This window comes from Lentzea sp. NPDC005914 (assembly GCF_040629405.1).
In the GTDB taxonomy this organism is placed as follows: domain Bacteria; phylum Actinomycetota; class Actinomycetes; order Mycobacteriales; family Pseudonocardiaceae; genus Lentzea.
In genome coordinates, this window is the sequence record NZ_JBEXVQ010000007.1 from 101959 (window position 1) to 114794 (window position 12836).

The following is a 12836-nucleotide window of genomic DNA, read 5'->3' on the forward strand; positions in this document are numbered from 1 at the left end:
AGCCTTCACTTCTTCACCAGGAAGAGCGCCGCGAACACGGCGCTGATGGCAAGGGGCACGAGCAGGAAGGCGTTGACCGTCGGCCAACTGGTGGCGGAGAGGAGCGGCCCGGCGGTGAGAGCGCCGAGCGCGGAGGCACCGAGCGTGAACATCTCGCTGACGCCCTGAGTGACGGACCGTTCGTGCGGCAGGTAGGAGCTCGCGAGCAGGGTCGTGCCGGCGACGAACATCAGGTTCCAGCCGATGCCGACCAGCGCCAGAGCGACCATGAAGCTGGTGTGCGACGAGCTGCTCAACGCGATCAGTGCCCCTGCCGCGTTGACGGCCACACCTGCGAGAACTGTCTGCGCGGCGCCGATTCGTGCCGCGAGGTGGCCGGAGACGAACGCCGTGGCGTACATGCCGGCCATGTGCCACTGGATGACCGACGTGGCCTCGTGCACCGAGTGCCCTGAGCCGGAGGCGGCGATCGGTGACGCGGTCATGGCCAGCGTCATCGTGAAGTAGCCGGCGCCCGCACCCGCGACACCGGCGAGGAACACCGGTTGGCGCGCGATTTCCTTCAGCGTGCGCGGGGTGCCGGACACGATGGCTGTCTCGACGGCCCGGGGTTCGCGGTCGACGGTCATGAACGCCACGACCGCGGTCGAGGCCAGTCCCAGGGCTGTGACCAGTGCGTACGAGCCCGCGAACACGACCGGCAGGACGCCGGAGACCGCTGTCGCGAGGAACGGGCCGGCGACCGCGGCGAGGATTCCGCCGCTGAGCACCGTGGAGATGGCCTTGGCGCGCTGGTCGGCGGGGGAGATGTCGGCGGCGGTGTAGCGGTAGTAGCCCGCGAACGCCTGGAACACGCCGATGCACGCCACGCCGAGGCAGAACAGCACGAAGCTCTGCAGGGTCACGGCGAGCACCGAAATGAGACCGCCGATGACCGCGGCGAGCGAGCCGAGGGTGAAGCCCGCGCGCCGTCCGTGCCGCCGCATGAAAGACGACGCCGGATAGGTGGTGAGCCAGGAAACGATGCTGATCAGCGCGAAAGGAACGGTGGCGAGAACGGGGGACGGCGCCAGCGAGAGGCCGACTATGCCGGTCAGCGTGAGGTCCACGCTGATGCAGCACTGGTAGAGCGTTTGGGCCGCGGTGAGCAGCGACATGTTCCTGGCACGCTGCCCGGCAGGTGCGGAAATACTCATTCAGATGCACGTCCACTCAGAATCAGGAACGCATTGATGCTTGTGTGTAACCGTTTACATCGGCTGTGGAAGAAAGGCTACTTGACCACGCCGAGCAGACACAACGGGTGTGTCCGGGCACACGGGCAATATGACGGCGGCCTGTCCCAGGTTGATCCTGGGGAAACACCTAGTTACGAAGAACGAGCGCGCCTGACGAGGTGGAATTGAGACGACAGAAGGCCCCTTGGTCTCATTTGGCAGGAGACCAAGGGGCCCGGCGGCCGAGCTGGCGTCTGATTTATCCGAAACGTGGAACGAAGCTGTCCGCTAGCTGACGAGGGCTACAGCTTCGGGCACTTCTTCCACGCGAAGTGGTAGATGGTCTCGATCGAGCCGTCGGTCGAGTCCATCGCCATGAAGCTGGTCTTCTTCGGGTCGGACGTGCCCTTGTCCACGCGGAGTTCGGTGTTGATGTTGAAGTTCCGCTTCTCGCCGCACGGGTGGTAGACGATGGAGGCGACGTCGGTCTTGTGCGTGACCTGCCAGTTGTCGCTCATTGCGCCGTTGATGGTCTTCGAGCGCTGGTCGGTGTCGGACATTCCCTGGAAGTAGTAGCTCGCCTTCACCGTTCCCTTCGCTCCCTTCTGCAGGTCGGCGAAGCCTCTGTAGTCGGCCTGCGCGATTCCGTAGGTGAATCCGCCGGGAACGTTGACCTTGAGGTTCAGCTGGCAGTTCTTGCGGAAATCGGTCGGCCTGGACTGCGGGCCGACCTGGGCCAGATAGTCGCTGTAGGTCACCGTGAAAGCCTTGTTGTCAGGCGAGACGGCGACCGCGGCCGTGCCGATGCGACAGCCGGAGCCGTTGACCGTGACGACGTTGATGGTGATCTGGCCCGTCGGGGGCGGATCCGCGACCGGGGGAATGACGATGGTGGACAGAGCCAAGGCGGCCGCGGCCAACGTGCTAATCATGGGACACCTTTCCGAATGTGCAGGACATGTCGGGCGGCGTGGTACGAGACCGTATCGGAAAGGGTGTTAACGAACCTCCGCCAACCAGAGCAACATTGGACGGCATCAGCCGAGGTCAATGCGCATCGACCATTTGTGACCTTTTGTGTTCGATCGGTTACCGCACTAATGGGCGGGTCGGGCACGGCGTCGGTTAATTGCCACCCGTACCGAAAGAACGCTATTCAGAAACGTAATGCTCCAGGCGTCGCAGCGAATGTACACGCCTCGAACGGAGTAGTGGCAGTCTGAGATGCGGAACTCAATTGGTGAAGCGTCCACACGCGAGAACCCGCGCACACGACGAGGGCGCATCCACAGATGGATGCGCCCTCGTGGGTGAAACTTGGACTAGAGCGGTTTATCTGCGGCTCACCGCTGCGGGCCGCCGCCCATCGAGCCGCCGAGGCCGAACAGGATCCGCTGGATGAGCTCGGGATCGACGTCCGGCTCGTCGCCCAGCGCCTCGGCCGCGGGGGAGCGGCGCTTCTCGCGCCGGGGCAGCGGCACGGCGTTCGCGTTCACGCCGGTCGGCAGGGGCAGTTCGCACCAGATGAGCTTGATCCCGTTGCCGAGCTGCAGCTCGCCGGTGCGCAGGTCAGGCGACGTGGGCGGCATCGTGAACCTGGCCGCCTCGAGCTCGACCACCAGGTAGTCGCCGCTCAGCCGCAGCCGCAGCGTGATCAGCCGCGTGGTCTTGGGGTCGGCGGACTCGATGGCCGCCTCCACCAGTGCGCATGCCACAGCGGAGCAGTCGTCGACCATGTTCCGCAGCCGCCACTCGCCGAGTGTGAAGCGTACGAACAGATCTGCGCAGTTCACCGCGGTGGGCAACGCGATGAGTGTCAGGTCATCGACCTGTGCAGTCTGGGCGTTCACCGGCATGCAGCCTCCGTTCGCGTGCGGCGCGCGATCCAGCGACAGTCACCCGAATGGCCGTCGCGGTGTGCGGGAATCTACATGGGTATACGCGGGAAGCAATGGCCTGGTTGACTCACCCGTCAAAAGTCACGTCCGGGTCACGGTGAGAGGCCCCGGCGCTCACTGTCGGTAGAACGCCGGGAGCGCTCCGTGATCATTTTCGCTCAGCATCGCTTCCAGGCGAACTGGTAGCGGGTGTTGAAGCTGCCGTCGGTCGAGTCCATCGACACGAACGACGCCTGGTTCGCGGAGTTCGTGAACGCGCGGACCTCGGTGTTCACGTTGAGGTTGCGCACCATGCCGCACGGCGCGAAAACGATCTCCGCGACGTCGGTCTGGTCGGTGAACTGCCAGTTGTCGCTCTTGGGGCCGGGGATGTTGTGCGTGCTCGTGCCGGTCGACGACGAGCCGGAGAAGTAGTAGCTGGCGCGTTGCATGCCTTTCGCGCCTCTGGGTAACGACGCAAAGCCTCTGTAGTCGGCCTTCGCGATCCCGAAGGTGAAGCCCTGCGGGTAGTGCACGCGAAGGTTCAGCTGGCAGTTCTTGCGGAACTGCGTCGGTGTCGATCCGGCGCCGGCCTGCGCCGTGTAGTCGCTGTAAGTGACCGTGAATGCGGTGTTGTCGTCCGCGACCGCGACCGCCGCTGTTCCGGCGGGGCAGCCGGAACCGTTGACCGTGACGACGTCGACCGTGATTTTCCCGGGGGGAACGACATCCGCGGAGCTCGGCGCCTCGGGGGCGACGAGGAGTGACAGTGCCAAACTCGTAGCTGCCATCACACTGAGCATGAGGCGCCTTTCATTTCGGCGATGTGTGGCGGCGTGACGGAGACGTTATCTTAAATAGACTTAAGGCGTGGACAGCCGACCGGGCGAACTTAAATATATTTAAAACGGATTAATCGTCTGAACGGTGGATTGGCGACGACGAGCCGTCGGCTAACTTCATGACAGATCGCGAAAAACGATCAACACAGACCTACTGAATACGCCGGTCCCCACACCTGGCGCCGAGAGCCCCGGCAGATCCACCTCGTAACACCGGTGTGGGATGGCAAGCGCGCACTGCTCATCGGGTTCCTCCCTCCTGCTCGGGACTCGGTGGTGCGGCAGCGGTGCAGTGCAGCCGGCCGGTGCCCGCCGGTGGCGCTCGGACCCGTCCCACGGTCCGGCGCCGCCGGCGGTGTTCTTTTACGGCCCTCACAAGGGCACTAAAGCCTTCGGAGCCTCAATTGCACGCGTGCCCCACCCAGCGGCCCGCGGTCGACGTGGAGAGAGCCACCCGTGCTTTCCGCGGCGCGCCGGGCGATGTCGAGCCCCAGCCCGGTGGACCCACCGCCGCTGGCGCCGCGTCGCAGCGCGTGCTCGACGTTCGCGATGCCGGGACCGGCGTCCTCGACGACCAGCGCCACCAGATCGGCCTGGTGCACCAGCGTCACGGCGAACCGCGTGCCCTCCGGCGTGTAGCGGAAGACGTTGCCCAGCAACGAGTCCAGCGCGGCCGTGAGGTCGGTGCGGGCCAACGGGACGTGCGCGGGCTTGTCGGCACCCCGGACCGTCCACGGCCGTTCCTGGTCGTCGGCGAGCGCGGACCAGAACACCAGCCGGTCGCGCACGACGCTCGCGGCGTCCACACCGGCGTCGTCGGCCTGCAGGCCGGAGCGGGCCGCCTTGATGATCTCGTTGACCTCCCTCTCGAGGCCCTGGACGGCTTCGCGGATGCGATCCGCGCCTGGACCCCTGCCGAGGGTGTCCGCGTCCAGCAGCAGCGCCGTGAGAGGTGTTCTGAGGCGGTGCGAGAGATCGGCGACCACTTCGCGTTCGGCGGCGAGGAGGTGCCGGACGCGTTCGGCCATGGCGTTGAACGCCTTGCCGACTTCCTTGAGCTCGGGCGGTCCTTTGACCGGGACACGCGCGGAAAGGTCGCCCTGCCCCATTTTCCGGGCGCCGTCGGCCAACGTGCGGGTCGCTTTCACGGCACGCGCGCCCAGCCGGTCGGCCACGAGGACCGAACCGGCCACCAGTCCGATCGCGACACCCGCCAGCGCCCACCACGTGCCGAGCACGCCGTGGGTGAGCTGTTCGTGCGGTACGAACGCCTCGACGATCGCGATCCCGTTCGCCGTGGTGGCCAGCGGTTGCAGATAAGCGACGCCGTCCGGCCGTTCCACGATGGACGCCTTCGCGAGGTTCCGCGCGTCCTGCAGGTCTTTGGCGGTGATGTGCGAGGTGCCGTAGGTGCCGGCGCTGAGGTGCACGGCGAGCCGTTGCTGGCCGCCGTACCGCGTGCTGCGGATGGCCTGGCGGATCTCCGGAGCCTTCGTGGTGATCACGAGCGCCGGAGTGAGCGCGTTGGCCTGCTTCTCGGCCTCGCTGATCGCGCGGTCGTACGCCGCGTTCTTCACGACGATCGCCAGTGGAATGAGGAACGCCAGCGCCACCATGCTGGTCGCCGCGAGAGCGACCAGCACCAGTGACCGCCTCATCTCGGGTCGACCAGACGCACGCCGACCCCGCGCACCGTGTGCAGGTAACGCGGCTGCGCGGCCCGTTCGCCGAGCTTGCGCCGCAGCCACGAGAGGTGGACGTCGAGCGTCTGGTCGTCGCGGGTGGACGGCCACAGGTTCGCCAGGATCTCGGCGCGCGGAACGACCTCGCCGGAGCGTGCCGCGAGGTAGGAGAGCAGCTCGAACTCCTTGTGCGTCAACGAGAGCTCGCGTCCGTCCACAGTGGCACGGCGCAGGTTCACGTCGATCTCCAGGCCGCCGATGACGAGCTGCTTGTTGTCGCGGGCTCTTCTCAGCACGGCCTGCAGCCGGGCTTCGAGGTGCTCGCTGGAGAACGGTTTGACGAGGTAGTCGTCCGCGCCCGCGTTGAGCAGGCGGATGATCTCCTGCTCGTCGTCGCGGGCGGTGGCGATCACCACGGGGGTGTTCGTGACGCCTCGGATCATCCGCAGCGCGTCACCGCCGTCGAGGTCGGGGAGCCCGAGGTCGAGCACCACGACGTCGTAGTTGGTGGCGGTGACTTCGCGCAAAGCCTCGATCGCGAGCGCGACACCGTGCACGATGTGGCCCTGGCCGGTGAGAGCGCGGGTGATCGCCGCTCGCACCACGGGGTCGTCCTCGACCAGCAGTACCGATGCCATGCTACGGGAGGGTCGTCGCAGTGAGACGGTCGATCGGATACCTGGTCGCCTGGGCGGTGGTGACCGCCGTCGCCGTCGGCCTGTCGTGGTTCGGCATCCGTTCGGCGATGGAACCCGCGCCGGTGGCCGCTGTGGAGTCCACGGCGGGGCCAGGTGGTGTGGTGCCGATGCCGACCGTCACGTCGATCAGCGTCCCGGTGCCTCCCAGCAGCACCTCGATCAGCTCGCCGCCTGTCACGCCCTCGTCCACCAGACCTCCTGTGTTGAGCTCGTCGGTTCCGGCTCCTCCCAGTAGTACGGATGCGCGTCCCTCCTCGGCTCAACTTTCCGAGGGCGAATGGCAGTCGGACGGCTCCTACGTCCACGCGTTCCACCTGCGCGGCGGTGACGTGGTCGTCCGCTACCGCCCGCAGGGTGTCGAGGCTCTCTCGGCCACACCCGCCGACGGCTGGTCCGTGGCCGTCGAACAGCCAGGTGGCCCGCTGGTGGTCAACTTCCGCACGGCCGAGGGCCGCCTCTCCCGCCTGGAGGCGACGTGGAGCGGCGGCCCGACGGCACGCGTCGTCGAGAAGTGACTACAGGCCGATGGCCTTCGCGATCTGGGCGGGCTTGAGCACGCGCAGGATCGCCTCGAGCAGGTAGTAGTCGCCGTAGGGCAGTGAGACCTCCACACCGTCCTCGGACGGGCGGTTGCGGGTGCCGCGGGCCAGGATCGCCTCGGCCCGCGTCGACTTCGTGGTCAGGCACGTGCCGACCAGGCCGTCGAGGATCTTCAGCGCCCGCTCGCGGTAGCGGTCGGAGCCGGTGGCCTTGGCCAGGTCGAGCAGGCCGCACGCCATGATCGCGCCCGCTGACGAGTCCTTGATGTCGTTGGCGCCCAACGGCGAGCGGTAGTCCCACACCGGAACGTGGTCCTGGGTGAGGGCGTTCAGCGCGAAGTCGGCCATCTTGCGCGCGGTGTCGCGGAACTCGCGCAGGCCCGTGCGGCGGTACATCGTCGTGAAGCCGTAGATGCCCCACGCCTGGCCGCGTGACCAGCACGAGGTCGGGCTGTAGCCCTGCACGGTGTTCTGGCCGATCGGCGCGCCGGTGTCCGGGTCGAAGTCGAACACGTGCGGGGTCGAGCCGTCCGGGCGCAGGAAGTTCGCCTGGGTCGTTCTGGCGTGGGCGATCGCGATGTCGAGGAACTTGCGGTCGCCGGTCTGCTCGGTGGCGAACGCGAGCAGGTCCAGATTCATCATCGTGTCCATGATCACCCGGCCCGCGTTGCCGGGCGTGCCGATCTTGCCCCACGCGCGGATGAACCTGCCGGTCGCGTTCCAGCGCAGGATCAGCGTGTTCGCGGCGTCGATCGCGCCGTCACGCCACTTCGCGTCGCCGGTGAGCCGGTACGCGGTGACCCAGGACGGGTAGAAGAGGAACCCCAGGTCGTGGTCGCGCGGTTCGAGCCGGCGCGGTGCCAGCCTGTCGTTCGCGGCCTCGGCCAGCGTGCGCAACTGGGCGTCGCCGCTGTCGAGGTGCGCGAGCCACAGCGTGCCCGGCCAGAAACCGCCGATCCAGCCGCCGTCGGCGACGTAGGTCCACTTCTCGGCACGGGTGATCTCCGGGAACGAGGTGATGCCCGGTGCGACCGCTTTCAGCTTGGCCACGCCGTAGTCGAGCGCGCCGCGGAGCTTGGCGGGGGAGGCCGCGGCCTCCCCCGCGCCGAGAGCGACTCCGGCTCCGGTGAGCAGGGGAGTGGCCGCGGCAGACGCCAGAAGGGTGCGTCGAGACAGATTCACGAGACCGTCCAGTCCCTTTCATGTCCTTGCGCCCGGCGACACCCTGCCAGACCCGATCAAGGTCTGTAAAGAGAAGTCGGAAATTGATTCCTTCGCCCTGTCTCAGGCCGCTGACCGGCCTAAAGAGCGAATCAGATACGTGAACCCAGCTGGATTCGGACGTTGTAAAAGGAATTGTTCACAAGGGTGAACGATTCGGGTTTCAGGTCTGGATCAGAACGGCGTCGAGATGGCGCGGGCTCAGGCCGTGGCGGCGTTGGAAGTCCGCGTTGCCCCTGCCGCCCTCGAGCGTGGTCTTGCCCAACCGGATCGCGAGCTTGACCGACTCGGCGAACAGCACGCCGTACGGGCTGTAGCGGCCGTCGACGGCGTAGTCGACACCGCACGTCCAGGTGTGGAAGCGGGTGGCGTCGGCGAGGCACACACCGGCGGCGACGAGCCTGCCGTGCTGCCGGACCTCGATCACGTGCGCGAGGCCGCCGAGGGCCAGGACGAACTTGGTGAAGGTGCTGCCGGGGTAGAAGTCGCTCGTGTCGAAGCGGGTCGCGGTTTTGGTGCACAGCAACGAGATCTCGTCGAGTGCGGCGTGGTCGACGGGGAGGACCTCGATCGTGACGCCCGCTTCCCGCGATCTTCGCTCGTTGCGCCGCAGGTTCGCCCGCGCGCGGGTGCCGAGCCCGGCCAGGTAGTGCTCGTAGGTGGTGAGCCCGGTGGCCCACCGGTCGGTCAGATGGCGCGCGGGCAGGCCGGCCGCTCTCAGTTGCCGCGAGAGCGCGTTGCCGCGCTCGACGTTCACGAACCCGTACCAGTGCGCGCCGAAGACCGACGCGGCGTGCGTCATGGCGTCCAGCAGCCGGGGCAGAACGTCCGCGGTGGCCGGCACGTGCGCGTCGTAGCAGTGCCAGGTGTGGCTGAGCAGCACGGTCTGGCCGAGCGTTTCCGGGTACGCCTCGTGCAGGCGGCGCAACGGGTTCGCCTCCGACTGGAGGTAGACGGGCAGCACGGCGACCAGCTTCTCGCCGTCGCGCACCACGAAGCACCCGGAGTAGTCGGCGTTCGTCAGCGGCGCCTGCTCGTAGGCGTGGACGTACGCGTGTTCGTAGAACACCGGCGCGCCACTCGCGTGGACCACCGAATCCCAATCGGCAGCATCGATTTTCGTTATGGAGTTTGAAAATTCGACGCGCACACGCTCACTGTACGGTCTGCCAGACCGCGCAGGGAACGTCGATCTCGTCCCGGCTCAGGCCCCCGTGCTCGAACTTCACCGACGGGTCCGGGATCGGGAACCTCCGCGACGCCGCCACGGCGACCACCGGACCGGCCTCCGGCTGGGGCAGTCCGAGATCGGCGGCGTGGTGCACGGTGGCCGTCGAGCCCAGAGTCGTTGCCACGCGGTCGAAAACGGCTTCGAGGCGGTCGGCCTTCGGGTAGAGCCACCTGGTGCGCCCCGCGCCGCCGGAGGGGATCACGCACTCCTCGCGCACGATCGCGTCCCAGGCCTCGACGAGGGCCGGATCGGGATCGACGGGGACCTGGCCGTGGTCGGAGTGCGCCACGACGGTCCAACCCTGTGCGGCCCAACGGGAAGCGTGCGCGTCGAGCCGGATCATGGCCTCGTGCACGGACTCGTCGTAGCCGTGGCGGTGCACGTGGTCGTCGATGTTGACGTAGGTCCACAGGAACCTGGCGTCCGGCAGGGCCTTGTCCAGATCGGCGACGACGTTGGCGACGAGCAGGGGTGGATCTTCGGCCTGGGCGGTGAGTTTGTGCCTCGCGGGCGCGGGTATCCGGGTGCACCCGCGCAGGAGGGCCTGCGCCCAGGTGCCTTCGAGGAGGTCGAGCTCGCGGGCGAGGACAGTGGCGCCGTGCCGTTCCAGGACGGTCGGCAGATCCGGGATCGGGGGCGTGCCGTTGATGGCGTGGACGAGACCGGATCCGTTGCGGTACACCGTTCCTGGCACGCGGTGGACGTCGGCCGGAACCCCGGTCAACGCGGTCAGCCAGGCCGTCGCGGACGTGGACGGCACCGTGGAGGAAAGCGTGGAGATGGAAGCCGACAGCCACGATTGTTTGGCCACGTCCGAGGAGAGCCCGTCCACGGCCAGCACGATCACGCCGCGGTCCGCCGACTTCAGGGCACCGTCGAGCCGGGAAGGGATCTCTGCCAGGGACATCGGGGCACTGTAACGCATCTCATCAGGCGAAGATGCCCTGATCGGGTGCAAAGCCTCGCACAATGGATCCCGATGAAGTAAAGAGAACTTGACAGAAGGAGGGCGGATGTCGGTCGGTGTTCTGGACGTCGGATGCTTCAGCGCGCATCTGGTGGTCGTGGAACGAGACCTGATGCATCCGCTGATGTCCCACAAGGTCCGGTTGCGGCTGGACCGGGAGCTGGACTCCGCGGGGGCCATCAGCAGAGATGGCATCGAGTCCTTGTGCGCTGCCGTGCTGGCCGCGCGCAAGAAGGCCGGCGACGTTCCGTTCCTGCCGTTCGCGACCTCCTCCGTCCGCGACTCGTTGAACGCCGACGAGGTGATGCGCAAGGTGCACAGACGCACCGGCGTTGAGCTGAAGGTGTTGTCGGGCAAGGAAGAGGCTCGCCTCTCGTACATGGCGGCCCGGCACTGGTTCGGTTTCAGCGCCGGTCCGATGGTCGTGCTGGACGTCGGTGGCGGCACCGTCGAGCTGGCTCTGGGGTCGGGGGCCGAGCCGGAGCTCGCTGTCTCGTTGCCCTTGGGGGCACGGACTTTGACGCGCGCCGGGCTGACCGTGCAGGACATGCGCGCCGAGGTCCGGGAACAGATCGCCGAGGCCTTTCCCCGCGATGAGAGCGCTCGCGCCGTCGGCTGCTCGAAGGTGTTCGAGCAGCTGGCCAGGCTCGCCGGAGCGCGCGCCGGGACGTACGAGCCGCGGCAGTTGAAGCTCAAGGACCTGGAGAAGTGGATCCCGCGTCTCGCGAAGCTGTCGGTGCGGGAACGTGCCGCGCTGCCGGGGATCTCCCGCCACCGGGCCCGGCAGTCGCTGGCGGGCGCGGTGGTCGCGGAGGGTCTGATGAAGGTCGCGGGCCACGACGTCGTGGACATCTCGCCCTGGTCGACCAAGGAAGGCCTGCTGCTGGACCTGGTGGAGCGGTCCCGGCTCAGATCCGAGTCAGCGGCCTAGATTCCCGCTAGCAGGCTGCCAGCGCCGTGACGGCGTCGTTGACGTCGTCGAACAACAGCAGAAGCTGGTCGACCGCCGTCATCTCCAATGGCCGCAACACGATTCTCGTGTCGCTGACGACGCCGAACTTGACGCCGAGCTCGTCGGCCTGGTGCTGGGTCTCCACGAGTGCGCGGATCCCCTCGGACCCGAAGAACTGCACTGCCCGCAGATCGACGACCAGCGCGGGTGGCTTGCGATCGAGCAGCTCGGCGATCCTGCTCGTCACCGGCGCCGAGGACATCATGTCGATCTCGCCCGTGAGCGCGACGATCGGGATGGACTGGACATAGGTCGTTGTCTGTCGAAGCTGGTTCATTAGGACTCCCGTCCGCACCGACCGTACGCGCTTGCTCGTGACGTCCACAAGCCGAGCCGGTTTTCACCAGGCCACGACGGGTACACGTTCAGTGAGGGCAAATCCCGAGATAGTTGAGGAGGAAACCGTGTCGACCACGGAAACCGGTCACATCACGGGTACGAAGGACAGGGACTACAACATCCTCTGGTTCACCGAGGCGTGCCTGGACAACGCGCTGCGCCTGGAGAACTACATCGCCGACGCCGAGCGCGACGGTGACAGCGAACTCGCGGAGTTCTTCCGCAAGGCACAGGGCGAGAGCCAGAAGGGCGCCGAGCAGGGCAAGCGCCTGCTCGCCTCGAGGCTGACGAAGTAGGTCCCCTCCGAGTCCGGCGGGGTGCTTCTCTCCCGTCGCACCCCGCCGCCTCTCCTCAGGCCTTCAACTCGGCCCAGACGACCTTTCCCCGCGCGTGCGGCTTCGTGCCCCAGCGCGCGCTCAGCGCCTGCACGAGCTGCATCCCCCGCCCCCGCGCCGAACTGGGGTCCACCGGCCTCACCAGAGGCTGCTTCGGCGACTCGTCGTGCACCTCGACCAGCATGCCGCCCGACTTGCGGCTCACCGTGAGTGTGATCAGACCCTCACCGTGGTCGATGCTGTTCGACACGAGCTCCGTGACGATGAGCAGCGCGTCGTCCGTCAGGTCCTCCGACAGCCCCCACGAGGTAGCGGCGTCGCGGACCACCTGACGTGCACGAGAGCACGATCCGCCCTCGGCGGTCAGAGTCACGCGCACCTCGGCCAGTGGGTCGTTGAGCACAAGGCGCATCGTCGCACATCCGGTGGGTCGTTCGGATCTTTCAGCCCCCCGGTGGTCGCATGCGTTGACGCCGTGCTGCACGATTTGGGGCGCACGGGTCGGGCGTGGCGGAAGGAACGGCGACGATGGAGCTCAACGTCGGCAGCGAGGTCCAGCAGGGATGGCGAGTGCTCGCCGTCGCCGGTGAGCTGGACATCGACACCGTCCCCCTGTTGTCCGCGCGGCTGGACGCGGACGTGACCGGCGCGCATGCCGTGCTGGACCTCTCCCAGCTCCAGTTCATGGATTCCACCGGGCTGGCGCTCGTGCTGGAGTGGCACCGGCGGCTGGCCGACGCCGGGGGGCAGCTGAGGATCGCCGCCACCCAGGCGCCGGTCCGGCGGTTGTTCGACCTGGCCGACGTGGCCGCGGTCCTGTCGCTGCACGAGACGGTGGACGCGGCCGTGCAACCGGCGGTGGACTCGGCTCGCTGA

16 protein-coding genes are annotated in these 12836 nt (G+C 67.4%); 4 read left to right on the forward strand and 12 right to left on the reverse strand.

The genetic code is table 11. From position 1 onward, the window contains the following. Positions 1-5: 5 nt before the first annotated feature. From ABZ345_RS11965 to ABZ345_RS11995, 7 genes are all read right to left on the reverse strand, one after another. Complete coding sequence (locus ABZ345_RS11965; RefSeq protein WP_359846019.1) at positions 6-1196, reverse strand: MFS transporter; 1191 nt, start codon at positions 1194-1196, stop codon at positions 6-8. A gap of 323 nt (positions 1197-1519) precedes the next feature. Continuing rightward, positions 1520-2149 (reverse strand): DUF4360 domain-containing protein, encoded by a 630-nt coding sequence (locus ABZ345_RS11970; protein ID WP_359846021.1) that lies wholly within the window; start codon positions 2147-2149, stop codon positions 1520-1522. A gap of 411 nt (positions 2150-2560) precedes the next feature. Beyond that, positions 2561-3067, reverse strand: a complete 507-nt coding sequence (locus ABZ345_RS11975; protein WP_359846023.1) for an ATP-binding protein — start codon at positions 3065-3067, stop codon at positions 2561-2563. A 206-nt stretch (positions 3068-3273) separates the two neighbouring features. Beyond that, positions 3274-3885, reverse strand: coding sequence for a DUF4360 domain-containing protein (locus ABZ345_RS11980; RefSeq protein WP_359846026.1), 612 nt, complete (start codon positions 3883-3885; stop codon positions 3274-3276). Between the two features lie 434 nt (positions 3886-4319). Then, a complete protein-coding gene (locus tag ABZ345_RS11985; RefSeq protein ID WP_359846028.1) occupies positions 4320-5594 on the reverse strand; it encodes a HAMP domain-containing sensor histidine kinase in 1275 nt (424 codons plus the stop codon). Continuing rightward, positions 5591-6256: a response regulator transcription factor gene (locus tag ABZ345_RS11990; protein ID WP_359846031.1), complete on the reverse strand. Its 666-nt coding sequence runs from the start codon at positions 6254-6256 to the stop codon at positions 5591-5593. The genes ABZ345_RS11985 and ABZ345_RS11990 overlap by 4 nt, the downstream gene beginning before the upstream one ends. Before the next feature lies 1 nt (position 6257). Then, positions 6258-6506 (reverse strand): hypothetical protein, encoded by a 249-nt coding sequence (locus ABZ345_RS11995; protein ID WP_359846034.1) that lies wholly within the window; start codon positions 6504-6506, stop codon positions 6258-6260. 13 nt (positions 6507-6519) lie between these two features. On the opposite strand from ABZ345_RS11995, the gene ABZ345_RS12000 reads away from it, so the two are divergent. Further along, entirely contained in the window at positions 6520-6831 is a 312-nt protein-coding gene (locus ABZ345_RS12000) for a hypothetical protein (protein WP_359846037.1), read from the forward strand. Here the strand turns inward: ABZ345_RS12000 and ABZ345_RS12005 are convergent, their stop codons facing one another. From ABZ345_RS12005 to ABZ345_RS12015, 3 genes are all read right to left on the reverse strand, one after another. Beyond that, positions 6832-8037 carry a glycoside hydrolase family 88 protein gene (locus ABZ345_RS12005; RefSeq protein ID WP_359846040.1) on the reverse strand — a complete coding sequence of 402 codons (1206 nt, stop codon included), beginning with the start codon at positions 8035-8037 and terminating at the stop codon, positions 6832-6834. Between the two features lie 202 nt (positions 8038-8239). Beyond that, positions 8240-9169: a GNAT family N-acetyltransferase gene (locus ABZ345_RS12010; protein ID WP_359846043.1), complete on the reverse strand. Its 930-nt coding sequence runs from the start codon at positions 9167-9169 to the stop codon at positions 8240-8242. 61 nt (positions 9170-9230) lie between these two features. Then, positions 9231-10214 carry a hypothetical protein gene (locus tag ABZ345_RS12015; protein ID WP_359846046.1) on the reverse strand — a complete coding sequence of 328 codons (984 nt, stop codon included), beginning with the start codon at positions 10212-10214 and terminating at the stop codon, positions 9231-9233. Positions 10215-10320: 106 nt separating this feature from the next. Between ABZ345_RS12015 and ABZ345_RS12020 the strand changes: the two genes are divergently transcribed. Next, positions 10321-11205, forward strand: a complete 885-nt coding sequence (locus tag ABZ345_RS12020; RefSeq protein ID WP_359846049.1) for an exopolyphosphatase — start codon at positions 10321-10323, stop codon at positions 11203-11205. Positions 11206-11212: 7 nt separating this feature from the next. Here ABZ345_RS12020 and ABZ345_RS12025 read toward each other — a convergent pair whose 3' ends face one another. After that, entirely contained in the window at positions 11213-11563 is a 351-nt protein-coding gene (locus ABZ345_RS12025; protein ID WP_359846052.1) for an STAS domain-containing protein, read from the reverse strand. Positions 11564-11690: 127 nt separating this feature from the next. Between ABZ345_RS12025 and ABZ345_RS12030 the strand changes: the two genes are divergently transcribed. Next, on the forward strand, positions 11691-11921 hold the full coding sequence (locus tag ABZ345_RS12030; protein WP_359846055.1) for a hypothetical protein: 231 nt from the start codon (positions 11691-11693) through the stop codon (positions 11919-11921). A gap of 55 nt (positions 11922-11976) precedes the next feature. On the opposite strand, the gene ABZ345_RS12035 is transcribed toward ABZ345_RS12030, so the two are convergent. Continuing rightward, positions 11977-12372, reverse strand: coding sequence for an ATP-binding protein (locus ABZ345_RS12035; protein ID WP_359846058.1), 396 nt, complete (start codon positions 12370-12372; stop codon positions 11977-11979). A 116-nt stretch (positions 12373-12488) separates the two neighbouring features. Between ABZ345_RS12035 and ABZ345_RS12040 the strand changes: the two genes are divergently transcribed. Next, positions 12489-12836, forward strand: coding sequence for an STAS domain-containing protein (locus ABZ345_RS12040; RefSeq protein ID WP_359846060.1), 348 nt, complete (start codon positions 12489-12491; stop codon positions 12834-12836).